The sequence below is a fragment of the Velazquezella soli genome (genome assembly GCF_977018685.1).
This window is the reverse complement of record NZ_CDRNXF010000004.1, coordinates 3,170,135-3,192,739: the sequence shown is the minus strand read 5'-3', so window position 1 is coordinate 3,192,739 and position 22,605 is coordinate 3,170,135. Positions and strand designations below refer to the sequence as shown.

18 protein-coding genes and 1 pseudogene are annotated in these 22,605 nt (G+C 62.2%); 9 read left to right on the top strand and 10 right to left on the bottom strand.

Annotated elements, in window-relative coordinates; all coding sequences use genetic code 11:
- Positions 1-96 precede the first annotated feature (96 nt).
- Together AC0JZ8_RS19135 and AC0JZ8_RS19130 are read right to left on the bottom strand one after the other, a co-directional pair.
- A complete protein-coding gene (locus AC0JZ8_RS19135; protein ID WP_471893208.1) occupies positions 97-1,353 on the bottom strand; it encodes a class I SAM-dependent methyltransferase in 1,257 nt (418 codons plus the stop codon).
- Between the two features lie 154 nt (positions 1,354-1,507).
- The gene (locus AC0JZ8_RS19130; RefSeq protein ID WP_471893207.1) at positions 1,508-3,808 is read right to left on the bottom strand and encodes a Tex family protein; all 2,301 of its coding nucleotides are present in this window, start codon (positions 3,806-3,808) and stop codon (positions 1,508-1,510) included.
- Between the two features lie 223 nt (positions 3,809-4,031).
- Between AC0JZ8_RS19130 and AC0JZ8_RS19125 the strand changes: the two genes are divergently transcribed.
- The 4 genes from AC0JZ8_RS19125 to AC0JZ8_RS19110 all read left to right on the top strand — a co-directional run bounded on the left by AC0JZ8_RS19125 (position 4,032) and on the right by AC0JZ8_RS19110 (position 8,280).
- Positions 4,032-4,247 carry a hypothetical protein gene (locus AC0JZ8_RS19125; RefSeq protein ID WP_092661426.1) on the top strand — a complete coding sequence of 72 codons (216 nt, stop codon included), beginning with the start codon at positions 4,032-4,034 and terminating at the stop codon, positions 4,245-4,247.
- A gap of 81 nt (positions 4,248-4,328) precedes the next feature.
- Positions 4,329-5,600 (top strand): phosphoribosylamine--glycine ligase, encoded by a 1,272-nt coding sequence (gene purD, locus AC0JZ8_RS19120; protein WP_471893206.1) that lies wholly within the window; start codon positions 4,329-4,331, stop codon positions 5,598-5,600.
- Between the two features lie 105 nt (positions 5,601-5,705).
- Complete coding sequence (locus tag AC0JZ8_RS19115; protein WP_471893205.1) at positions 5,706-6,215, top strand: plant virulence effector HPE1-like domain-containing protein; 510 nt, start codon at positions 5,706-5,708, stop codon at positions 6,213-6,215.
- A gap of 229 nt (positions 6,216-6,444) precedes the next feature.
- Positions 6,445-8,280, top strand: a complete 1,836-nt coding sequence (locus AC0JZ8_RS19110) for a methyl-accepting chemotaxis protein (protein ID WP_471893204.1) — start codon at positions 6,445-6,447, stop codon at positions 8,278-8,280.
- A gap of 4 nt (positions 8,281-8,284) precedes the next feature.
- On the opposite strand, the gene AC0JZ8_RS19105 is transcribed toward AC0JZ8_RS19110, so the two are convergent.
- From AC0JZ8_RS19105 to AC0JZ8_RS19090, 4 genes and pseudogenes are all read right to left on the bottom strand, one after another.
- Positions 8,285-8,677 (bottom strand): winged helix-turn-helix domain-containing protein, encoded by a 393-nt coding sequence (locus tag AC0JZ8_RS19105; protein WP_471893203.1) that lies wholly within the window; start codon positions 8,675-8,677, stop codon positions 8,285-8,287.
- Positions 8,674-10,119: an FAD-binding oxidoreductase gene (locus tag AC0JZ8_RS19100; RefSeq protein WP_471893202.1), complete on the bottom strand. Its 1,446-nt coding sequence runs from the start codon at positions 10,117-10,119 to the stop codon at positions 8,674-8,676. Before AC0JZ8_RS19100 ends, AC0JZ8_RS19105 begins: the two co-directional genes overlap by 4 nt.
- Positions 10,120-10,146: 27 nt before the next feature.
- Positions 10,147-11,124 carry an L-threonylcarbamoyladenylate synthase gene (locus tag AC0JZ8_RS19095; protein WP_471893201.1) on the bottom strand — a complete coding sequence of 326 codons (978 nt, stop codon included), beginning with the start codon at positions 11,122-11,124 and terminating at the stop codon, positions 10,147-10,149.
- Between the two features lie 33 nt (positions 11,125-11,157).
- Positions 11,158-11,778: pseudogene (locus AC0JZ8_RS19090) on the bottom strand (DUF6656 family protein).
- A 405-nt stretch (positions 11,779-12,183) separates the two neighbouring features.
- Here AC0JZ8_RS19090 and AC0JZ8_RS19085 point away from each other — a divergent pair.
- Entirely contained in the window at positions 12,184-13,428 is a 1,245-nt protein-coding gene (locus AC0JZ8_RS19085) for an aromatic ring-hydroxylating oxygenase subunit alpha (protein ID WP_092661436.1), read from the top strand.
- 73 nt (positions 13,429-13,501) lie between these two features.
- Here AC0JZ8_RS19085 and AC0JZ8_RS19080 read toward each other — a convergent pair whose 3' ends face one another.
- Entirely contained in the window at positions 13,502-14,512 is a 1,011-nt protein-coding gene (locus AC0JZ8_RS19080; RefSeq protein WP_471893200.1) for a transporter, read from the bottom strand.
- A gap of 202 nt (positions 14,513-14,714) precedes the next feature.
- Between AC0JZ8_RS19080 and AC0JZ8_RS19075 the strand changes: the two genes are divergently transcribed.
- From AC0JZ8_RS19075 to AC0JZ8_RS19065, 3 genes are all read left to right on the top strand, one after another.
- Positions 14,715-16,496, top strand: a complete 1,782-nt coding sequence (locus AC0JZ8_RS19075; protein WP_471893199.1) for an acyl-CoA dehydrogenase — start codon at positions 14,715-14,717, stop codon at positions 16,494-16,496.
- 10 nt (positions 16,497-16,506) lie between these two features.
- A complete protein-coding gene (locus AC0JZ8_RS19070) occupies positions 16,507-17,283 on the top strand; it encodes a crotonase/enoyl-CoA hydratase family protein (RefSeq protein ID WP_471893198.1) in 777 nt (258 codons plus the stop codon).
- A 92-nt stretch (positions 17,284-17,375) separates the two neighbouring features.
- Positions 17,376-17,693: a hypothetical protein gene (locus tag AC0JZ8_RS19065; protein WP_062453659.1), complete on the top strand. Its 318-nt coding sequence runs from the start codon at positions 17,376-17,378 to the stop codon at positions 17,691-17,693.
- A gap of 17 nt (positions 17,694-17,710) precedes the next feature.
- Here the strand turns inward: AC0JZ8_RS19065 and AC0JZ8_RS19060 are convergent, their stop codons facing one another.
- The 3 genes from AC0JZ8_RS19060 to AC0JZ8_RS19050 all read right to left on the bottom strand — a co-directional run bounded on the left by AC0JZ8_RS19060 (position 17,711) and on the right by AC0JZ8_RS19050 (position 21,442).
- On the bottom strand, positions 17,711-19,315 hold the full coding sequence (locus AC0JZ8_RS19060) for a peroxidase family protein (RefSeq protein WP_062579399.1): 1,605 nt from the start codon (positions 19,313-19,315) through the stop codon (positions 17,711-17,713).
- Positions 19,316-19,448: 133 nt separating this feature from the next.
- Positions 19,449-20,696: a class I SAM-dependent RNA methyltransferase gene (locus AC0JZ8_RS19055; protein ID WP_092661441.1), complete on the bottom strand. Its 1,248-nt coding sequence runs from the start codon at positions 20,694-20,696 to the stop codon at positions 19,449-19,451.
- Positions 20,693-21,442 (bottom strand): TlyA family RNA methyltransferase, encoded by a 750-nt coding sequence (locus tag AC0JZ8_RS19050; protein ID WP_062579403.1) that lies wholly within the window; start codon positions 21,440-21,442, stop codon positions 20,693-20,695. The genes AC0JZ8_RS19055 and AC0JZ8_RS19050 overlap by 4 nt, the downstream gene beginning before the upstream one ends.
- A gap of 132 nt (positions 21,443-21,574) precedes the next feature.
- Here AC0JZ8_RS19050 and AC0JZ8_RS19045 point away from each other — a divergent pair, with 132 nt between their 5' ends.
- The gene (locus AC0JZ8_RS19045) at positions 21,575-22,585 is read left to right on the top strand and encodes a DUF4424 domain-containing protein (RefSeq protein WP_471893197.1); all 1,011 of its coding nucleotides are present in this window, start codon (positions 21,575-21,577) and stop codon (positions 22,583-22,585) included.
- Positions 22,586-22,605 lie beyond the last annotated feature (20 nt).

The window sequence follows — 22,605 nt, the reverse complement described above, 5'->3', positions numbered from 1 at the left end:
CAAGCGGGACGATCCGGACAGGGTGGTGCGACCCGCCGCGAGCCGTCTCTTCCAGCCTATGATCTTCCCCATAGACCCCGCTCAGCGCGTCCAGCCTCAACCTGCAATCTGCTCGAGCGGCATGCGGCCCTGTTCGAATGCGTAGAGCTCGGCCTCCCGCTTATAGATATAGTCGCGATTGTCCGGTACGGCCGTCCGCTTCTTGACGATCTGGATCTGGAAAATGTGAAAGGCCTCATGCGTGAAGGCCATTTCCGACGCGGCCAGATAGAACTCCCACATTCTCGCGAAGCGTTCGTCATAGAGCGCGATTGCCTTGTCCCGGTTCGCCATGAAGCGCTCGCGCCAGTGCCGCAGCGTATGCGCGTAGTGCATCGGCAGGATCTCGATGTCGGAAACCAGAAGTCCCGCTTTCTCGATCGCCGGCAGAACTTCTGAAAGCGAGGGAATGTAGCCACCCGGAAAGATGTATTTGTCCATCCAGGGATTGTTATAGACCGCCGGGTAGGGCTGGCCGATCGAGTGCAGCACCATCACGCCGTCGTCGGACAGCACGTCGGTGACCTTGTTGAAGAACTTTCGGTAGTTCAGCCGTCCCACATGCTCGAACATGCCCACCGAAACGATCCGGTTGTAGCGCTGGTCGGCGGGAAGGTGATAATAGTCCTGCAGCTCGAAGCGCACACTGCCCGCAAGCCCGCGTCGTGCCGCACGCTCTTTGGAAATCTTCAGCTGTTCGGTGGAAAGCGTGATGCCGGTTACGTCGACGCCGGACGATTCCGCCAGATACATCGCCATGCCGCCCCATCCGGAGCCGATCTCCAGGGCTTTGTGCCCGGGTTCTGCCAGAAGCTTTGCCACGATATGACGCTTCTTGGCGATCTGGGCCTCATCCAGCGAAATACCGGGCGGGTTGAAATAGGCGCAGGAATATTGCCAGTCCTCGTCCAGAAACAACGCGAACAGCCGTTCGTCGAGGTCGTAATGGTGGGCGACGTTGCGGCGGTTGTGGTTGATCGGGACACGATTGCGAAACTGCGATGCGATTATTCTGCCAAGGCTGCGCATGAGGATCTGGAAGGTCAGTCCTTCCTTCAGCGTGTTGTCCTTGATGAGCGCCAGGAACTCGTAAATGTCGCCCTGTTCGACGATGATCCGGCCGTCCATATAGAGTTCGCCGAGCTGCAGTTGCGGGTCGGAAACCAGCGCCTTTTCAGCCGCTTCATCGGTAAAGCGGATTGCAACGGTCCGTCCGCCGCCGCTGCCGTAATAGGTTTCCCCGCCCGAGCCGCGGACGATGAGAGTGCCATTTCTGATGATCTTGGAAAGCAGTCTGTGAAGGGACAAGGTCATGGACCCACTTCCTGAACACGATGGATGCCTTGCTGATCATCAAAATCTACCGTCTTTCAATTCAACTGCAAGCGCAAAAAAACGCAACTGGAAGTAGCTCCGTCGAGCCAGTGCTCAACGGAGTGCTTTCGAGGTTATCCAGGGCGTCGCAGGCTCAGCGGCGCTTCATAGCTTCGGCAAGCGCTGCACCGAACGCGCCCTGAGATGGCTCGCTGTCGGTCTTTGCAAACTTCGGATTGACGGGCTTGTCGCGATCACCGCCGCGGGGGCCCGGAGGCGGGGCTTCGCCGCCGTCCTTGCGCATGCTGAGCGCGATGCGTTTGCGCTTCACATCCACCTCGACAACGCGCACCTTCACCACGTCGCCGGCCTTCACCACCTCATGCGGGTCCTTCACGAACTTGTCCGCCAGCTGGGAGACATGAACCAGCCCGTCCTGATGCACGCCGATATCGACGAAGGCGCCGAACGCCGCCACGTTGGTGACGGTGCCTTCCAGCTGCATGCCGGGCTTGAGGTCGGTGATCTCGTCGATCCCGTCGGCAAAGGTCGCGGTCTTGAAGCTCGGACGCGGATCGCGACCGGGCTTTTCCAGTTCCGCGATAATGTCCTTGATCGTCGGCAGACCGAACGTTTCGTCGATGAACTGGCGCGGATCGACGGATTTGAGCGCTGCGCTGTCACCCATCAGAGAGCGCAGGTCGCGGCCGCAGGCGGCGACGATCTTCTTCGCGACACCATAGGCTTCCGGATGCACGGAAGACGCATCGAGCGGCTCTTTGCCGTTGACGATGCGCAGGAACCCGGCCGCCTGTTCGAACGTGCGGTTGCCGAGCCTTGCGACCTTCAGGAGCTCCCGGCGCGTGGTAAAGGCACCGTTCTGGTCGCGATGGGCGACGATCGCCTCGGCAATCGATTTGCTGAGGCCCGACACGCGCGACAGAAGCGGTGCCGATGCCATATTGAGATCGACGCCGACGGCATTCACGGCATCTTCCACAACGGCTTCGAGCGAACGCGACAGCTTGTTCTGATCGACATCGTGCTGGTACTGGCCAACGCCGATCGATTTCGGCTCGATCTTGACCAGTTCGGCAAGCGGATCCTGCAGCCTTCGGGCAATCGACACGGCACCGCGCAGCGACACGTCGAGACCGGGGAACTCGTCTGCTGCCGCCTGGGATGCCGAATAGATCGAAGCGCCGGCCTCAGACACGATCACCTTGGTCGGTTTGTTGCCCGGCAGGTTCGCCAGCATGTCGGCCACCAGCTTTTCCGTTTCGCGGCTGCCGGTGCCGTTGCCGATCGAGATCAGTTCTATTCTGTGCTTGGCGATCAGTCTTGCGAGTTCCGCCTGGGTGCCGCGCACATCGTTGCGGGGCGGGAAGGGGTAGACGGTGGTGGTTTCGAGAAGCTTGCCCGTGGCATCGACGATCGCCACCTTGACGCCGGTGCGGATGCCCGGATCGAGGCCCATCGTCGCGCGCGAACCGGCGGGAGCGGCCAGCAGCAGGTCTTTCAGATTGCGGGCAAACACATGGATCGCCTCCTGCTCTGCGCGTTCACGCATTTCCCGCATCAGGTCGAGCGAGAGCGAGACGGAGAGCTTCACCCGCCACGTCCAGCCGGCAACCTCCATCAGCCAGCGGTCGGCGGCACCCTTGTCGCTGATGTGGAAGGCGAGCGCGATGATCCGCTGCGCCGGCTTGATCGGCGAGGTGTCGTCGGCATCCACTTCGATCGTCAGCGTCAGGAATTCCTCGTTCCAGCCGCGCAGCATGGCAAGCGCACGGTGTCCCGGCGTGGTGGCCCAGCGCTCCGTATGCTCGAAATAGTCGGAGAACTTGGCGCCGGCCTCCTGCTTGCCGGCAACCACGCGGGCTTTCAGCACAGCACCGTCGCGCATGTGCTGGCGCAGCCGCTTCAACAGGTCGGCATTTTCCGAGAATGCTTCGGCGACGATATCGCGCGCGCCATCCAGCGCAACCTTCACGTCGGTCACTTCACCCTTGACGAATGTCTCGGCTAGCTTGGCCGGATCGAGCGTGCGGTCGGCCCAGATCGCATCGGCCAGCGGACCAAGACCGCGCTCGCGGGCGATTTCGGCGCGGGTGCGGCGTTTGGGCTTGAAGGGAAGATAGAGGTCTTCGAGTTCGGCCTTGGTCACCGCCTTGCCGATCTTGGCCGCAAGCTCGTCGGTCAGCTTGTCCTGGCCTTTGATCGAATCGACGATCGATGCGCGGCGTGCTTCCAGTTCGCGAAGATAGATCAGCCGTTCGGCAAGGTTGCGCAACTGGGTGTCATCCAGTCCGCCGGTCACTTCCTTTCGGTAGCGCGCGATGAAGGGCACGGTTGCGCCTTCGTCCAGAAGCCCGATTGCGGCAATGGCCTGGTCCGGGCGGGCGTTGATTTCCGCGGCGATCACGGCGGCGAGAAGGCGGTTTTCGACGGCCATGCAAGTCCTCGTTGGATAGGAGGCGAGACCATAGTCAAACTTTGCGGCAAGACAACCGACCATCGGAACGGTTCACAGCTTACCCAGGCAGTCGTCTCGGAATGGGGCGTCATTTACCGGTCGGTAACCGCGAACCGGTGGAAAAAGAGATGACACCTTCTCGCATTGTGCCAGAATCCTATAGTTGCTCCTGCCACATGATTTGGCGTGTAAGGAGGTATGAATGCCTAGCAAAATAGCCCATATACTGGCGTCCGACGATGCCGTTGGCTCCGAAGAACTGGAGGCGGCGATCATCTATCTCGACGAAAAACTGCAGGACGCGGCGCGGCGCAACGAGCCTGTCCCATTTCTGGCCTTTCGTAACAAAGTGATATTCAAAGCAACGTTGAGATTGCGCAGCGACAGTTATCGTCAGCAACCGGACCGGCCGTCTTGAATGCCGCTTTTGCCGGCGAGACTTGACCTTTTCCGTCCCTCGCCTTAACCGCCAGCACAGATGATAAATCGAGGGCGGCAGATGAAGGTTCTTCTTATCGGCACGGGCGGTCGCGAACATGCGCTGGCATGGAAGCTTGCCCAATCACCGAAACTGACGAAACTCTTTGCCGCTCCCGGCAATCCCGGCATGGCCGAAAATGCCGAACTGGTCGCGCTCGATGTCGACGACCATGAGGCGGTCCTTGCATTTTGCCGCAGCGAGGCCATCGATTTCGTGGTCGTCGGCCCGGAAGCGCCGCTGGTCGCCGGCATTGCCGATCGCATCCGGCAGGCGGGCATCGCCGTCTTCGGGCCATCCGCCGCCGCCGCCCAGCTCGAAGGGTCCAAGGGCTTCACCAAGGATATCTGCGCCCGCTACAATATCCCGACCGGCGCCTACCAGCGCTTTACGGACGGCGCAGCCGCCAAAGCCTATGTCGAGGCGCAGGGCGCTCCGATCGTCGTCAAGGCCGATGGTCTGGCGGCCGGCAAGGGCGTCACCGTCGCCATGACCGTGGAAGAAGCGCTGGCGGCGATCGACGACTGTTTCGATGGCGCCTTCGGGGCCGCCGGTGCCGAGGTCGTGGTCGAAGCCTATCTCGATGGCGAGGAAGCAAGCTTCTTCTGCCTCTCCGACGGCAAGACGGCGCTGGCATTGGCAACCGCGCAGGATCACAAGCGAGTCGGCGATGGCGATACCGGCCCCAACACCGGTGGCATGGGTGCCTATTCGCCGGCCCCGGTGATGACGCAAGATATGGTCGAGCGCACCATGAAGGAAATCATTGAGCCGACCATTCGCGGCATGGCGGAAAGCGGCTATCCGTTCACCGGCGTGTTCTTCGCAGGCCTGATGATCACGGCCAAGGGGCCGGAACTGATCGAATACAATGTCCGCTTCGGCGATCCGGAAACCCAGGTTCTGATGATGCGGCTGAAGAGCGATCTCCTGGAGATCCTTTACGCCGCCGCCACCGGCACGCTCGACGAGGTGAAGGCGGAATGGAGCGACGATGTGGCGCTCACCGTCGTCATGGCCTCGAAAGGTTATCCGGCCGCCCATGACAAGGGAACGCCGATCGCCTCGCTGCCATCAGCAGGCGAGGGCGAGAAGATCTTCCATGCCGGCACGGCGATGAAGGATGGCGCGCTGGTCGCAACCGGCGGCCGCGTACTCAACGTCACCGCGACAGGCAGAACGGTTGCGGAAGCCCAGGCAAACGCCTACCGGCTGGTCGACGCGGTGGACTGGGAAAACGGCTTCTGCCGTCGCGACATCGGCTGGCGCGCCATCGAGCGCGAAACCCGCTAGAGACGGTTCAGCAGCCGCGGTTTCGTTCAAAATTTACCAATTCTCCTGACGGGTTGGAAACGAAGCATTGCTATAGATTGTCGGACCAAACTCGGGAGTCCGGCGATGCATCGCGTTCTGATCACGGCAGCAACGGTAGCCGCAGCACTGCTGGCCGGCGGCGCACAGGCGTCGTCCGTCACCGCAACCAATGGCAGTCAGAAATCCTCGAGCATCGTATCGTGGCATTGCAGCGACTGCGAGCCTCCGGCCGCAAAGCCCGATCTGTCCAACTACAAGGTTCCGGTCCTCGAGCCCGGCACACAGAAGACCGAGATCATCGAGATCAACGGCGAAAAGCGTCTTGTCCGCACCGAAGCATGGTTCGGCGGATCGCCCGTCGTCTTCGTCGGAAAAGTACCGGCCTGGATGGACGCCGGAAAAACCATTGCGAACGTGCCGGCGCCGACCTCCACCTCGTTCGAAGAGATGATCGAGAATGCGCCACCGCCGCGCGATGGCATCGATCTGGAGGCCACCACGAGCGCTGTTGCGCCAGCCCCTCAAGTTGCGGAAGCCTCGGTGAAACCGATCACTTTCGAAGACTTCAGCCTCAGGCTGAAACGGGCTGAATAAACAGTCAGCAAGTCGTTGCAGGCAGTCAAGAAAAGGCCGCACAGTTACTGTGCGGCCATACGTTTTTCTGCGTTATTGTGTGATTAAATAATTATTTATGCATCGCTCATATGGTTGTTGCACTGCAATCATTGCAGACGACATGGTGCAGAATGTGCCGCCTCCCACAAACATCATTTTTCCCAAGGTGCGGCCTACGCGGTCGCTGCCGGTCACAGGTGAGCGGACCATGAAGAACCTCAAAATCTCCCACCAGCTGCTGCTGCTCGTGCTTTTGCTGATCGCCGGCTTTGCCGCTGCCACATACATGCAGCTGCGCACGTCCACCCAGGCGATCTACGCCGAACGTTACGGCATGCTGCGCACGCAGGTGGAATCCGGCATCGGTATCTTCAAGCGTTTCCAGGCTCTCGAGGCCTCCGGTGCGATGGGTCGCGAAGAGGCGCAGAAGCGGGCGTTCGAAGCCGTGTCGGCCATGACCTTCACCCCGGACGGCTACCTCTTTGCCTATGACTACGATGTGAACATGCGTGTCCATCCGGATCCCAAGCGGCTCGGCCAGAGTTTCAAGGGCAAGCCGGACAGCCAGGGCTTCATGTACCGTGACGAACTGGTCAAGATCGGCCGCGCCGGTGGCGGCACCGTCGATTTTCTCGGTCCCAAGCCTGGTCAGGAAGGCGATACCTTCCTGAAGAGCTCCTACGCGCTTGCCTTCGAGCCCTGGCAGCTGGTTCTCGTCACCGGCATCTACGTCGACGATCTCCAGGCGCAGATCCGCAGCGAAGTCTTCAAGGCGCTGTCCTTCGGCTTCGTCATCCTGGTCCTTGGCTCGCTGCTGGCCTTCGTCGTGATCCGCAACATCTCCGGTCCGCTCGGTGCGATCCGTCAGGCGCTGAACGCCGTGGCCGACGAAGACGTGACGATGCAGATCCCGCATACGGACATGAAAAACGAAGTCGGCCTGATGGCACGCGCCACCCAGGCGCTGCAGCAAAAGGTGCGCGAGCGCCATGCCATGCAGGAAAGCCAGCAGCGCCAGCAGGAGGAGCTCGACGGCGAACGCCAGCAGAACCTCGACATGCAGCGCGATGAAGCAGCGCTTCAGGCCCGCGTCGTCTCGACGATCGGCTCGGCGCTCGAACAGCTCGCCAAGGGTGATCTGACGGTTCGCTGCGGCGATCTCGGTACCCGTTACGCCGGCCTGCGCGACAACTTCGACGAAGCGCTCGGCCATCTCGAAGCTGCGATGTCCAAGGTCAACGACAAGGGTATCGATATCGGCGGCTCGAAAGAGGAAATCCGCCGTGCTTCCAACGAACTGTCGCAGCGGACCGAACGCCAGGCGGCCAACCTCGAGGAAACATCCGCCGCACTCGACGAACTGACCGTCGCTGTTCGCCAGACCGCCGACGGTGCACGCGATGCCGCCCAGCGCGTCACGGCTGTCAGCACCGAAGCCAATCGCAGCGACGCCGTCGTCGAGGAAGCAATCGGCGCCATGAGCGGCATCGAACAGTCCTCGGCGGAAATCACCAAGATCATCGGCGTCATCGACGAGATCGCCTTCCAGACCAACCTTCTGGCCCTCAATGCCGGTGTCGAAGCGGCCCGCGCCGGCGAAAGCGGCAAGGGCTTTGCCGTCGTCGCCCAGGAAGTGCGCGAACTGGCCCAGCGTTCGGCCGCCGCCGCCAAGGAGATCAAGGAACAGATCTCCCGCTCGTCCGGCCAGGTCGCAAACGGCGTCCGCCTCGTCGGCGAGGCCGGTCAGGCCCTGAAGCGGATTTCCGATCAGGTGAAGTCGGCCAGCGACATTGTCGGCCGCATCGCCCATTCGGCAGCCGAACAGGATACGACGCTGCGCTCGATCTCCTCGTCGCTCAACATGCTCGACCAGGCCACCCAGCACAATGCCGCGATGGCCGAAGAGACCACGGCTTCCGCCGAGGCTTTGTCTGCCGATACGGAAGAACTGCTCAACCTCATTCGCAGCTTCCGCGTCAGCGGCACCGGGCGTCAGCCGGGCTCTCTGCAGGGCATGGGTGAACGGATGCGCCGGGCGGGCTGATCGCTCAGTCGGCCTTGTCGCTACCGGCGGCCCGGAATTGCGGGTCCGTCACACAATCAAGCCAATCGAGGTCGGGTTGCACTGCAGCCCGACTTTTTGCTTCCATATCCCTGTAGCGGCCAAGAAGCTGCTGGCCGAATTCGGTCAGCCCCGCACCGCCGCCAGACTTGCCGCCATGCCGGGTCGAGATCGAGGGCTCCAGAAACATCCGGTTGATCTCGTCTGCCAGCAGCCAGGCACGCCGGTAGGACATGCCGATCGCAGCTCCGCCAGCCCGGATCGAACCATGCTCGGCAATAAGTTCGAGAAGCTGCGCCTTGCCGGGCCCCAGCCGGACGCCGTTTTTCAGATCGACGCGGATCGTCATGGTCGGCCGGTCCGGTGCCGGCTTGCTCATGGCAATGCCACGACCTTGCCGGGGTTCATGATACCGGCCGGATCGAAGGCGTGCTTGATGCGCCGCATCAGCTCCATCTCGATCGGCGGGCGGATATGCGCAAGCTCGTCGCGCTTCAGCTGGCCGATCCCGTGTTCGGCGGAAATCGAGCCGCCGGCATCCAGCACGATCCCGTGGACGATCGCATTCACCTCCCGCCAGCGGTCGATGAAGGCGGCCTTGTTGCCGGCCATGTCGTTGCTCAGCGGCTGGGAGATGTTGTAGTGGATGTTGCCGTCGCCGAGATGGCCGAAGGCGCAGATGCGGGCGCCGGGAACGGCGGCGAGAACAGCCTGCTCGGCTTCCTCCATGAAATGCGGGATCTTCGAGATCGGCACCGAAACGTCGTGCTTGATCGATCCGCCTTCAGGCTTTTGCGCATCCGACATGCTTTCGCGCATGTGCCACAGCGCCTTTTGCTGCGCGACCGACGAGGCGATTACCGCGTCGATGACCAGTCCGGCCTCGAACCCCTGTTCGAGCAGCGCCTGCACCATCGTGTCGGCGGTTTCGGCGGCGTCGGAAGTCGAGATGTCGATCAGCGCATACCATGGGTAGGGCTCAGACAGCGGGTCGCGCACGCCGTCGATATGCCGCGTGGTGAACTCGATGCCGATCCGCGGCATCAGCTCGAACCCGGTCAGCGCCGTGCCGCAGAGGTTTGATGCCTTCTGAAACAGCAAGAGCGCATCCGCGGGCGAAGCGAGCCCGGCAAGCGCCACCTGGTGCCCGACGGGCCGCGGATAGAGTTTCAAGACCGCGCCCGTAATGATCCCGAGCGTGCCTTCGGCGCCGATAAACAGGTCGCGCAGGTCGTAGCCGGTATTGTCCTTTTTCAGCTTGCGCAGCCCGTCCCAGATCTCGCCGGTCGGAAGCACCACTTCCAGCCCCAGGCAGAGCTGGCGCATGTTGCCATAGGCAAGCACCGCCGTGCCGCCGGCATTGGTGGAAAGGTTGCCGCCGATCCGGCATGAGCCTTCCGACCCGAGCGACAGCGGAAACAGCCGGTTGACCTCCTCCGCCGCCTTCTGCACTTCGGCAAGGATGACGCCGCCATCGACAACGATCACGTTTGCCATCTGGTCGATCTCGCGGATGCGGTTCATCCGTTCCAGCGAGATGATGATGTCGGATCCGCCGCTGCGCGGCGTCTGGCCACCGACAAGACCCGTATTGCCGGTCTGCGGCACGACGGCCGTCCCGGTCTCGCTGGCAAGCTTCAGGATCGCCGACACTTCCTGCGTCGAACCGGGCTTGAGAAGGAGAGGGGACGCGCCCTTATAGAGCCCGCGGTTTTCGACGAGATGCGGCGCAAGCTCCACCGGATCGCTGACCGCATGCGCAGCGCCGACGATCGCCGTAAACCGGGCAAGTAGATCCGGGGAAGGGAGGGGCATGTCCATGGCGTCTTCTCCTGAGCTTGTGTTTTTTTATTCGCGCGGGGCTGCCGCTCGGACCAGCCGGTCGTTGATGGCTTCGCCAAGCCCGGTATCGGGAATGGCTGTGACTGCAATGCGCGTCGCCCCCACCGCATCGGCTTTCTTCAGATAATCGAACAGATTGGCGGCTGCCTCGGCAAGATCGCCGGTGGGGCTGAGGTCGAACACTGCCTTCGCCTGCTCGATGCCCTCGATCGGACCCGATCCCAGCCGGATCAACGCCTCGCCCGGCGCCAGATGGGTCGCATTCAACCGCACGGCTGCCGATGGCGCATAATGCGAGGCGAGCATGCCGGGCGCTTCGATGATCGCCGCCGGTCCTTCCGGGCGAATGACGGCGCGACCGATCAGGGCCTCGATCTCTCCGGCCGCCAAGCCACCGGGACGCAAAAGCCGGACCGTCTCGCCCTCGACGCTGATAATGGTCGATTCGACGCCGACCGATGAGGCGCCGCCATCGAGGATCAGTTTCAGCTTGCTCCCGAGATCACCGGCGACGTGACCGGCACTGGTCGGGCTGATCCTGCCGGATGTGTTGGCGCTCGGTGCCGCCAGCGGCTTGCCGAAGGAGCGGATGAGATCGGCGGCAAAGCCCAATGGCAGGCGGATGCCGACCGTATCGAGCCCTGCAGTTGCGAGCGGATGGATACCGCTTTTTGGAATGAGCGGCAGGATCAGCGTCAGCGGCCCCGGCCAGAAGGCTTCCGCCAGCCGACGCGAGATCGGATCGAACGATGCATACCGCTCCGCCATCGCGACATCGGCCATATGGCAGATCAGCGGGTTGAAGCGCGGCCGCCCCTTGGTTTCATAGATGCGGGTGATCGCCGAAGGGTTCGTGGCGTCGGCGGCAAGCCCGTACACGGTCTCCGTCGGAATGGCGACCGGAAAGCCTTGCGACAGCACGGCGCACGCTTGGTCAAGCGCGCCGTTCCTGTCCGTCCTGATGTCGATGATCTCTGCCGTCATGTCCCGCTGTGCATAGCGCGGACTGAGACCGCGTTAAAGCGATTTGATGATCGCTCGCACGGCCTGGTCGGGCGCACCCAGCATCAGCACGTTCTTCAGCGCTTCCTACGGGTCGGTGGTCCGAAACAGAAGACCGTTCTTGCGGATGCTGCGGTCGATCTTCATCGACTGATCCGGGTCGCTTTCGGTCGCCACCGCGAAATACATGCGGGAATACTGGGTGTTGACCCGCTTGAAGAACTCGTCCTCATCGCCGATCTCGGCCAGGAAATTGGCGATGTAGAAAGACCATTTCACCTTCGCCTTCGGCGAAAACAGGGTGCTTGCGGCGGTGACATGGCAATAGCCGAGATGCGGGGTTTGCTCCAGCGTGCGGTGGAACACCATTTTCGGGAACTGGATCGAGTGATGGAAGCCGTTGATCCGCTGATGCGTGCGCTCGCCGGCGGACTCCAGCTTGAACCCGGTCCGCTCCGCCACTTCGTCATAGGTGAGATAACGGCGCTCCTTGGGCAGCCACAGCGGTTGTGTCCTGGAGATACGGCCTGTGCGCAGGAACTCGGAATGCCCGATCGCGCTCGTCGGCGCCTGCGCCGACACCGGCGGTGGCGGCCGGTTCGCGTCGTAATAGCGTAGCTTTCCGGTCGTCTGCATGCGGCTGGCCCCTTCGCGCAAAAAGAAGTCTAGCCGGAGCGGTTTAACAGCCGGTTTACGTCTCAACGCACCGCGAGAAGCACCCTGTCCCCCACTTGTCAGCGGAAAACCGAAGCCGTCATGTGAGCCATCGTCGTCAATGCGTTTTCCGATGTCGCAATGTCGCCTGTGCGACAGGCAGCGCGAGTGCTTAAATCGGCAAAACTCATGGAGTCGCCTCGGCTAGGGACGGCGTTAAATTGGGAAGCCGGCAGGCGTGACGAGAACCCTCGGCCGATCCGGTGCCAGTCTGGGGACGTGATTGACGACCGATCGCGGTGGACGTTCGGGGTAGGATTGGGGGCAGGAGGTCTGTCCGCATTACCCCCCAAGTCTTTCGCTAGTGGAATTGACGAGGAAGACACGATGGACATTCACAGCCAGGTTCTGCGGCAGCTCAACAATCGCCGCGAAGGCTTCAGCCTCGAACAGCCCTTTTACATCGATCCGGACTATTACAAGCTCGATCTGGAAATGATCTGGTATCGCGACTGGCTTTTCGTCGGCCATGATTGCGAAATCCCGAAGGCCGGCAATTACGTGACGCTGCAGATCGGCGACTATCCGGTCCTCGTCCTGCGGACCCGCGAAGGCGAGATCCGCGCTTTCCACAACACCTGTCGCCACCGCGGCCACCGCGTCTGCACCAAGGATAGCGGTTCTGCGACCCGTCTTGTCTGTCCCTATCACCAGTGGACCTACCAGCACGACGGCACGCTGATGTCGGCGCGCCATATGGGCGATGATTTCGACAAGAAGCAGTTCGGCCTGAAGCCTGTCCACTGCGAATCCGTTGCCGGCTATATCTTCGTCTGCCTTGCCAACGAGGCGCCCGATTTCGCTCCCGTCCGCGCCACCATCCAACCCTATATGGCGCCGCATCGGCTGGCCGAAACGAAGGTCGCTGCCAAGAACACGATCATCGAAAAGGGCAACTGGAAGCTCGTCTGGGAGAACAATCGCGAGTGCTACCACTGCGCCGCCAATCATCCGGAACTCTGCCGCACCTATCCGGAAGCGCCGACGGCGACGGGCGTGCAGGGCGCCGGCGACGATCCGTTCATTTCCGAGCACTGGCAGCGCTGCGAGGCGGCAAACCTGCCAAGCACGTTCAACATGTCGACGGACGGCCAGTACCGCGTCGCCCGCATGCCGCTGATCGAGGATGCCGAAAGCTACACGATGAACGGCCGGCCGGCAGTCGCCAAGGCGCTGTCGGAGGACGTGACGATCTCCCATATCGGCACCATGCTGATGTTCCACTATCCAACCACCTGGAACCACATGCTGGTCGACCACGCGATTTCCTTCCGCGTCATTCCGCTCGGGCCGGAAGAGACAGCCGTCACCACCACATGGCTCGTCAACAAGGATGCGGTCGAAGGCGTCGACTACACGGTCGAGGAACTCACCCACGTCTGGAACATGACCAACGACCAGGACCGCCAGATCGTCGAGGAAAATGCCTTCGGCATCCGCTCGCCCGCCTACGAGCCGGGTCCCTATTCGGAAGCACATGAAGGCGGCGTCATGCAGTTCGTGGAATGGTACGCGAACTTCATGACCGATCGTCTCAAGGGCGATCAGACCAAGCTTCACGCCGTCGCCTGATCCGGCGAAACCGTGCACGATAAGACAGCCCGTCCGGCATGCCCGGGCGGGCTGATTTCGTTTTGGCCGAAGTTTAGAAAATTCCCGTTCGCTTCAGAAGCCACCAAGCGATTGCTGCCGCAAGCACCATGAAACCCAGCGCGAACGCCGTGCCGTGCAGACCCTCGGCAAACGGCAGCGATGACGTGTTCATGCCGAAGAAGCCGGTGACCAGCGATGGCGGCAGCAGGAAGGCGGTCATGATCGAGAGGATGTAGAGGTGCCGGTTGGTCTCCGATGCCTGTTTGGAATCGATTTCCTCATGCAGCAGCCGGGCCCGCTCCTGCAGCGCATAGACGTCGTGATCGACGGCTTCGAGCCGGCCGATCAGCCGTGAGGCGATATCGTCGAACCCGGGCGGCATATCGTCGTCGTCGGCCGCCGCCGCGCGTCGCATCAGCGACAGGGTCGTGCGCAGGTGCCGGTGCAACCGCACCACCATACGCCGCACGGGAGCAAGCCGCCGGCGTTCGTCGCGCGGCACGTTGTCGTAGACGAAATCTTCGATCAGGTTCAGCTCTTCGGTAAATTCCATCACCATCGAGATCATCGTGCGCTGGAATTCGGCCACCAGCGTCTCGAACAGGTCGAGCGGCTTTTTGTATCGGCCGGCATTCTTTTCGATGGCGCCGCGCACCCGGTCGACCGAACGCAGCGGCTGCAGCCGCGTGGTGATGATCACCTTGTCGGAGGCGAAGAAATGCAGCCAGCCGATATCGCGCGTGTCGCTGTCGAACTCCCGCTGGAAATCGATCAGCGTGCCATAGACGGCCTGCTCGTCCAGCGTGATCGACGCATGCGTTTCATGGGTGGTGAGCGCGACTGCTGCTGCCGGCGGCAATCCTGCGAAATTCTCCAGGAACGCGCCGACCCGCAGATCTGCAAGGTTGAGATGCAGCCACAGGAAGCCGTCGTCGATCGCGAGGTCCGAAGGCGTCGCCTCCAGCGAAAGCCGCGAGCAGGTGCCAGCCTCGCCGGGCCGGAAATGATAGGCCCAGACAAGCCCCGGCGTGGCGGGAATAATCGGAGAATTTATCGGAGGCATGGACTTAAGACCTGCAAGCATGACGCTCCTCATTAGGCGCTATGTGTGACACCTGTTGCAACGGGGATTTTCTCGTATCCTGCCGCGGAACCGCGATGGATCGATTGACAACCTCGTTTACGTTTACGTAAAAAGCCAGTGGGAGTTCGGTGATCGCACCTGCGTCATCGACCGGAAGAATTGTCAATTTGGGAGAAGCGACATGTACAAGGCACCCGTGGAGGAGATTGCCTTCACCTTGAACCATGTGGCGGGTCTTGCCGACGCGCTGGAGATCGGCCGGTTCGGCGACCTCTCCCCCGATCTCGTCGATGCCATCCTGGCAGAAGCCGGTCGCTTTGCCAGCGACGAAATGGCGCCGCTGGGCGATATAGGCGATCGCCAGGGCGCGCGGCTTGAGGACGGCGTGGTGAAGACGCCGGATGGCTGGCCGCAACTTTATCGCCAGTGGCGCGAAGGCGGCTGGAACGGCCTGACGGCACCGGAAGCGTTCGGCGGTCAGGCGCTGCCGCATATGCTCAACGTCGCGACGCTGGAAATGTGGAATTCCGCCTCGATGGCCTTCGCGCTCGCGCCGACGCTCACGATGGGTGCGATCGAGGCGCTCGTTGCCCATGGCAGCGACACGTTGAAAGCCACCTATCTCGAAAAGATGGTCTCGGGCGAATGGACCGGCACAATGAACCTGACGGAGCCGCACGCGGGCTCCGATGTCGGCGCGCTGAAGAGCCGCGCCGAACGCCACGCCGATGGCAGCTACCGCGTGTTCGGGCAGAAGATCTATATCACCTGGGGCGAACACGACGCCGCCGACAATATCATCCACCTAGTCCTCGCACGTCTCCCCGATGCGCCGGCCGGCACGCGCGGCATTTCGCTGTTTCTGGTGCCGAAATTCCTGGTCGGTGAGGATGGATCGCTGGGTTCGCGCAACGACGTGTTCTGTCATTCGATCGAGCACAAGCTCGGCATCCACGGCTCGCCCACCTGCACGATGATCTATGGCGACGGCAAGTTCGGCGATGGCACCGGCGCGATCGGCTATCTCATCGGCGAAGAAAACCAGGGCCTCGCCTGTATGTTCACGATGATGAACAACGCCCGTCTCGCCGTCGGCATGCAGGGTGTCGCGATCGCCGAAGCCGCGACCCAGAAGGCGGTCGCCTATGCGTCTGACCGAACCCAGGGCAGGGCTCCGGGCTCGATTGGTCCGCAAATGAGCCCGATCATCCAGCATCCCGATATCATCCGCACCCTTTTGACCATGAAGGCTTTGACGCAAGGGTCGCGCGCCATCTGCTTTGCCTGCGCCCACGCAATCGACATGTCGCATCACCTCGAAGGCGATCAGGCCACCCATTGGGTCGAGCGCGCCGCACTCCTGACGCCGATCGCCAAATCCTTCGCCACCGATTGCGGCGTCGATGTCGCCTCGCTCGGCATCCAGGTGCATGGCGGCATGGGCTATATCGAGGAAACCGGCGCCGCACGTTACCTCCGCGATGCCCGCATCGCCCCGATCTATGAGGGCACTAACGGCATCCAGGCAATCGATCTCGTGCTGCGCAAACTCCCGCTTTCCAAGGGCGCGCAGGTGCGGACCTTCATCGGTGAACTGCGCGAGATTGCAGCGCGGGTGGAAAGCCTCAACGCATCAGGCTTCGGCGGCACGGCTGAACGGCTAAGCGCATCGATCGACGATCTCCAGGCGTCGACCGACTGGCTGCTGGAGGCGCAGGCCGCTGGCCGCGTGGCGGAAGCACTTGCGGGCGCGACACCCTACCAGCGTCTGTTCGGCCTTGTCCTGACCGGGGCCTATCTCGCCAAGGGCGCGCTCGTCGCATCCGAAGACGGATCGGGCGACAAGCGCGTGTCGCTCTGCCGGTTTACGGCCGAAAACATGCTGTCGGAGACCGCAGCCTTGAAGGACCGCGTCATCGCCGGTGCCGAGAGCCTGGAAGCTGCACGCATCGTGCTTGCCTGAGGAGAATGCCGTGAGCGACGCCACCCCAACAGCAGACAGCCACGTCCTGATCGAACGCCCTGCGGATTTCGAGGGCGTGCTCACGATCCGATTCAACCGGCCGGAAAAGAAGAACGCGATCACCTCGTCCATGTATCACCGCATGACGGCGGCGCTCGCAGATGCCAATACCGACGACACGATCCGCGCGGTCGCCTTTCTTGGCACCGAAGGCTGCTTTTCCGCGGGCAATGACATGGCGGATTTTCTGGCCCACGCGGTCTCAGGCACGGACGAACCACCGGCCGCAGCCCTCTTCATCCGGGCGCTGGCGCTCGCGCAAAAGCCGATGGTATCAGGCGTCGATGGCCTGGCGATCGGTATCGGCACCACGCTCAACCTTCACTGCGACCTGACGATCGCCTCGTCCCGCAGCCTGTTCAAGACACCCTTCGTCGATCTGGCGCTTGTGCCGGAAGCAGCCTCCAGCCTTCTGGCGCCAAGGGTTATGGGCCACCAGCGCGCCTTTGCGATGCTGGTTGCCGGCGAGGGGTTCTCTGCCGATGCCGCCCACGAGGCCGGCCTTGTGTGGAAGGTGGTCGAGCCCCAGGCCGTCGAGGCGGAAACGCTGGCTCTCGCCGCAAAACTGTCGGCAAAACCACCGCAGGCCTTGAAGATAGCCCGCGATCTGGTGCGGGGACCTCGCGACGACGTGCTCGCCCGGATGGACGAGGAACTGACGCATTTCTCTGCCCGGCTGAAAAGCGCCGAAGCTCGCGCCGCTTTCGAGGCCTTCATGCGGCGTTAACGCTGAGTTGCATCAAAGTTCCATCCACGCCGCGCTGCGCCTTCATTCGCAAGGCAAGCGTGGCTAGATACTCCTCAAACGAGGAGGACATCATGCGTACAGCCCTGACCGGCCTGCTTTCTCTTGCAACTCTTGGCCTCTCCTGCCTGCCCGCCGCTGCTGGGCCGGCATTTGCCGCGTCCGCCAATGCAGCGAACGCGCCGATCACCCTGATACAGAGCCAGCAAAGTCTTTCCGAGCAGACGGACCGGCGCGACCGACGCCGTCAGCGCTATGTCTGCGTGGTGCAGCCGCGCCAGAGCGACGACCGCGACCGTCCCTATGTCTGCCGGGCCGATGAAGGTCGGGTCGGCGGTACCTGCCGCTGCTCCGGCGTCACAGGCACCGGCAGGCTCGATCTCGACGACTAGAGCATGTCCTCCACCCGTCAGCCGTCGACCTTCTCTTCTGCGGGTTGCGGCACAGCCGCACCGAGAGGATTGACGTCACCGACGAACTTGACGAGATCGGCCATCGTAAAGTGGCCGGGCGTGTCGCTCGGCAGTTCCGGTTTCCAGTCGGAGCGCAGCCACAGGAACGACTCGTGGTCGCCATGCACCATGCCGAGGAATGTCTCGGCGATGATGGTGGATGCCATCGGCCCGAGCCGTCTTCCCTTGTTGAAGACCTCCGCTTCCTTGAGAACGTAATACCACAGAGGTGTTTCCTCGAGCATCTTGTGCTGCTTGGCCGCCTTGCCGTCCGGACCCGTGGCAATCTGCTCGGGCGTCAGTGGCTGAAGACCCATGGCGCGACAGATTGCTTGCCCGGAGGGAAGTCCGATCTGTACGCCGCGACGCAGGTTGCGGAAGGCAAGGTCAAATTCCCGCGATGCAACCGAGCCATCACCAGGTCCGCCGGGCAGGGTGTGCAGGGCGGGTGTGATGAACGGGTCCAATCGCCGGCTGTGGTTGATGGCGAAATTGGTCTCCTTCTCGCCTTCGGGCGTATCCAGATCGTAGAACCGCCGCCAGTCGACGACCCAGTTCGACGGGAGCGCGGCAAACCCGACGCCCGGGTCGTTGGCGAGCTCGCCGGTAATGTTCCCGGACTTTCCGGTGAACAGGAACAGGAGGTCGAGCGTCGCGTTCGCAAGACTATCGGCTGTAGGGTTGAACACCCGGTTGTGGCTATAGCTTTCCCGCACCATCGAATGGCCGAGCCGGTAGCACGCGGCGCCGAATTCGGCGGGCATATAGGGCCGCTGCTTGAACCGGTAGAACCGCCGACCCTCCTTCTTGATCTTCTGGATCAAGCCAGGCTCGGTCAGACGTTCCACGAAATCGAACAGCACAATCCACTGGTAGTGCCAGGTGACGATCCGCCGAGCCTCTTTGAAGAGCGCGGTACCCTTGAGGTCAGGCCTTTCCGCTGCGACCTTGTCGAACACCTTGTTGTGAAACTTCAGCATCAGCAGATGCGTCTGTGCCACCAGCAGGTTCTCATCGTTGCGTTCGTCGAAGATGAGCGCGTGGCCCTCCTGGTTGCGTGGAAGGTCGTTGGGAAGATCGGGGATCGCAGCGCCTTGCTGATCCGATGACGCCGCTGCCCGTCCGATCAACAGTTTGCCGGAAGTTTGCAGCGTTTCGACGTCGCGTTGGTAAAGATAGGGATGGATACCCGGCCCATCGCCGTAGAGCGAATCGAGATCGAGCGCCGGTGTCCGGAAGTTGGTGGTCGCCTTCGGGTCGGCATGCTGCTGGTCGAGAGGCGTCGTGTCGAGCGTGATATCATGGTCGATGAACTGGCCAAGATAGGTGTAGCCGGCCGGGATATTCGGGTTGTCCTTGCCCGGTTCCGGATTGCCGTCGTCGAGCAGTTTATCCGCCATAGACTTGGCCAGGGCGGCAAGCGCATCGTCGCTTGCCGAAAACGGTAAGAGATTGGGAAACATGATCCCGAATTTCCCGGGATCACCGATGCCGTCGAAAGAATGCAGCGTTTCCGGCTTCATGCCGCGCACGCCATGCCCATGCATTGCGATCTGTGCCATGCTTTCCCCCCTTGGAGATCGCACTGGCGGCAAGTCATTTGCCGCCTTGGATGCGACACGGGAAAGCTACGCCTCTATGGCTAGGTTGTAAACCAAGGTTGCACAACCGAATTGCGTTCTGTCAAGACTAGCGTCAAACTTTGCTGAGCAGCGCGACGGCCTCGACATGCGGCGACCAGAGAAACTGGTCAACCGGGGTCACGGAGACGATCCGGTACCCGGCATCGACAAGGATCCTCAGATCCCGCGCCAGTGTCAGCGGATTGCAGCTGACCGCAGCAATCGTCTTGATGTTCGACCGCGCCAGTTCCTTGACCTGCACTTCGGCACCCGCCCGCGGCGGGTCGAAGACGACGGCATCGAAGTGCTTCAGGTCCATCGGGATCAGCGGCCGGCGGAAGAGATCGCGCTTCTCGATGCTGACGGGCTTCAGCCCCTGGCTGTTGCGGGCCGCATGGTCCAGCGCCTTCAGTGCCTTGTCGTCGCTTTCCACCGCGTGCACGCGTGCCGTTCTCGCCAGTCGCAGCGCAAATGTGCCCGAGCCGGCAAACAGGTCCAGCACCCGCTTGGCCTTGCCCATATGGCCATGCACCAGCGTCGCCATGGCTTCCTCTGCCTCTTTCGTCGCCTGCGTGAAGCTACCGGGCGGAGGAGAAACTTTGACGCCACCGAAATCGATCACCGGCTTTTGCGGCTCCAGCACGATTTCGCCATTGGCCGAAACACGGGCGATGCCCTTCAGCGCCAGAACCGTCTCGGTCACCTTGCGGCGCTGCTTGTCCGAGAGCGGCTTCAGCCCCTCGGCCGCGATATCGAGACCGGAGAGGCTTTCCAGCACCGAGATGCGGAACGTCTCCGAGCCGGTTGCGAGCGCCATGCCGATCGCGCGGATCGCATCAAGCCGCGCCACGATGCCGGGCGCGGCGATCGGACATTCGACGATGGAGATGATATGGTTCGTTTCTGCCCGGTTGTAGCCCAGCAGAAGCTCCTTCTCCGTCTTGCGCGCGGAAAACACCGTGCGCCGCCGCTCGCCCGGATGACACTCGACCGTCTCCTTGACGTCGGGCGTCAGGCCCTTGGATTTCAGCGCGTCGATGACGAGCTGGCGCTTGAAGTCATTATACGGCGCCTTGGCGAGATGCTGCAGCGAACAGCCGCCACAGGCATCGCCATCGGGTCCGAAGTGGCGACAGACCGGTTCGATCCGGTCCGGCGAAAGGTTGCCCGTCGACATGACCGTGCCGTGGTCGCCATTGCGGGCGATCGCCAGCGTTTCGCCCGGAAGAGCATAGGGAACATAGACCGGCCCGTCCTCGCCGTTGGCGACACCGTCGCCCTGTGCGCCAAGACGGTTGATGGTGACGTGAACCGTGCTCATTCCGGCTTCCGTCCTGCCAGGAGAAACTCCTCGTTGCCATCACCGCCGGCAATCGGCGAGGGGATCAGGCCAAGGCTTTCCCAGCCCATGTCTTCCACCAGCCAGCGTTCCAGCTCAGCCGCCACCGCCGGTGCCGTGTCCGGTTCCTTCAGGAGGCCCCGCTTGCCGATCGCGTCGCGGCCGGCCTCGAACTGCGGCTTGACCAGCAGCGCGCAATAGCTGCCCGGCAGCGCCAGTTCCAGCGCCGGCGGCAGGGCCAGCTTGATTGAGATGAAGGACACGTCCGAAACGACGAAATCGATCGGCCGGTCGTCGATATCGTCAGCCTCGAGATAGCGGGCGTTGACCCCCTCGATATTGCTGACGCGCGGATCATCGGCAATCCGCGGATGCATCTGCGCGTGGCCGACATCGAGCGCCGTTACATGCGCTGCGCCGCGGGCAAGCAGGATTTCGGTAAAGCCACCGGTGGATGCGCCCACATCGAGACATTCGCAACCGGTGGGATCGAGCTTGAAATGATCGAGTGCGGCAACCAGTTTCAGCGCCGCGCGCGACACATAGGCGCTCGCCGGATCGTCCATCTCGATCTGCGCGGTCGAGGACACGATCTGTCCGGATTTGGTAATGATGCGACCGTCGACCTTGACGGTGCCGCGGGCAATCGCGTCGCGCGCGCGCGAGCGGCTGTCGACGAGGTTGAGGGTGACCAGAAGCTGGTCAAGTCTTTGCTGAATGGATGACATGCCTTCCCATGACGCGGGCGAGCCCCGCACGCAAGACAAAAACGCGTTTCGACCTGCCGGACAAGCCTCCGACGGCCTTTTATAGTTCGCGCCTTCTGCCTATTGTTGCCGCGCCAACCGGGAGGGGAATGGATGAGACGCTGGACAATCGCCTTCGGGGCCACGCTGACGGCCGGCCTGCTTTTGGCTGCACCGCCGCTTATCGCCAATGATACGACGGCGGAACTGACGACCGGCGGCCTCGTCTATGTCCAGACCGCCGATATCACGATGGCCGAAGAGCATCTTCACCTCTCACGAGAGGAAGTCCGGGTCGACTACATCTTCAGGAACGACACCGACAAGGATGTCGAAAGCGTCATCGCCTTCCCGATGCCGGACATAACTGGCGGTGCCCTGAGCGACATAGCCTATGGCGACCCGGAAGCCGACAACTTCCTCGGCTTCACGGTCCTGCAGGACGGCCGCGAGATCAAGCCGCAGCTCCAGCAACGCATCATTGCCACCGGCATTGACCGCACCGAAGACCTCGTCGCCCACAAGGTACCGCTTCTCCCCTATAGCGACAGAACCACCGAGGCCCTCAAGACCCTGCCCGATGACGTGAAGGCCGACTTTCTTGCCAAGGGCCTGATCCGGATCGATCGCTACGATGCCGGAAAGGGCTGGCAAGAGGACATCACGCCGGCATGGACGCTCCGCTCCGCCTATTGGTGGAAGACGAGATTTCCCGCGCAAAAACCGGTCAAGGTCAGCCACCGCTACAAACCGAGCGTCGGCGGCACGGTGGCCATGACCTTCATCGAAAACGGCAAGCCGGCCTATGAGTACGCCCGCTACGTCGAACGCTACTGCATCGACGACAGCTTCATGAAGACAGCCGCAAAGCTAGAAACCGCAGCCACCAAGGGCGGCCCGCACTATACCGAACAATGGCTGTCCTATGTGCTGACCACCGGCGCAAACTGGTCCGGCCCCATCGGCAAATTCCGCCTGACAATCGACAAGGGCAACCCCAAGGATTACGTCAGCGTCTGCGCCACCAACATCAAGAAAACCGACCCGACAACCTTCGAGATGACCGCCGAGGATTTCACGCCGGAGAAGGACCTGCACGTGCTGTTTCTGACGGCGGGGGAGTAACGAAGGAACTCGCCCGGACG

Excerpts from the sequence above, each read along its gene's own strand:
- AC0JZ8_RS19050 (WP_062579403.1), bottom strand. The coding sequence starts at position 21,442 with ATGTCATCCATTCAGCAAAGACTTGACCAGCTTCTGGTCACCCTCAAC.
- AC0JZ8_RS19060 (WP_062579399.1), bottom strand. The coding sequence starts at position 19,315 with ATGGCACAGATCGCAATGCATGGGCATGGCGTGCGCGGCATGAAGCCG.
- AC0JZ8_RS19045 (WP_471893197.1), top strand. The coding sequence starts at position 21,575 with ATGAGACGCTGGACAATCGCCTTCGGGGCCACGCTGACGGCCGGCCTG.
- AC0JZ8_RS19075 (WP_471893199.1), top strand. The coding sequence starts at position 14,715 with ATGTACAAGGCACCCGTGGAGGAGATTGCCTTCACCTTGAACCATGTG.
- AC0JZ8_RS19115 (WP_471893205.1), top strand. The coding sequence starts at position 5,706 with ATGCATCGCGTTCTGATCACGGCAGCAACGGTAGCCGCAGCACTGCTG.
- AC0JZ8_RS19130 (WP_471893207.1), bottom strand. The coding sequence starts at position 3,808 with ATGGCCGTCGAAAACCGCCTTCTCGCCGCCGTGATCGCCGCGGAAATC.
- AC0JZ8_RS19080 (WP_471893200.1), bottom strand. The coding sequence starts at position 14,512 with ATGCCTCCGATAAATTCTCCGATTATTCCCGCCACGCCGGGGCTTGTC.
- AC0JZ8_RS19125 (WP_092661426.1), top strand. The coding sequence starts at position 4,032 with ATGCCTAGCAAAATAGCCCATATACTGGCGTCCGACGATGCCGTTGGC.
- purD (WP_471893206.1), top strand. The coding sequence starts at position 4,329 with ATGAAGGTTCTTCTTATCGGCACGGGCGGTCGCGAACATGCGCTGGCA.
- AC0JZ8_RS19135 (WP_471893208.1), bottom strand. The coding sequence starts at position 1,353 with ATGACCTTGTCCCTTCACAGACTGCTTTCCAAGATCATCAGAAATGGC.
- AC0JZ8_RS19110 (WP_471893204.1), top strand. The coding sequence starts at position 6,445 with ATGAAGAACCTCAAAATCTCCCACCAGCTGCTGCTGCTCGTGCTTTTG.
- AC0JZ8_RS19095 (WP_471893201.1), bottom strand. The coding sequence starts at position 11,124 with ATGACGGCAGAGATCATCGACATCAGGACGGACAGGAACGGCGCGCTT.
- AC0JZ8_RS19055 (WP_092661441.1), bottom strand. The coding sequence starts at position 20,696 with ATGAGCACGGTTCACGTCACCATCAACCGTCTTGGCGCACAGGGCGAC.
- AC0JZ8_RS19085 (WP_092661436.1), top strand. The coding sequence starts at position 12,184 with ATGGACATTCACAGCCAGGTTCTGCGGCAGCTCAACAATCGCCGCGAA.
- AC0JZ8_RS19105 (WP_471893203.1), bottom strand. The coding sequence starts at position 8,677 with ATGAGCAAGCCGGCACCGGACCGGCCGACCATGACGATCCGCGTCGAT.
- AC0JZ8_RS19065 (WP_062453659.1), top strand. The coding sequence starts at position 17,376 with ATGCGTACAGCCCTGACCGGCCTGCTTTCTCTTGCAACTCTTGGCCTC.
- AC0JZ8_RS19100 (WP_471893202.1), bottom strand. The coding sequence starts at position 10,119 with ATGGACATGCCCCTCCCTTCCCCGGATCTACTTGCCCGGTTTACGGCG.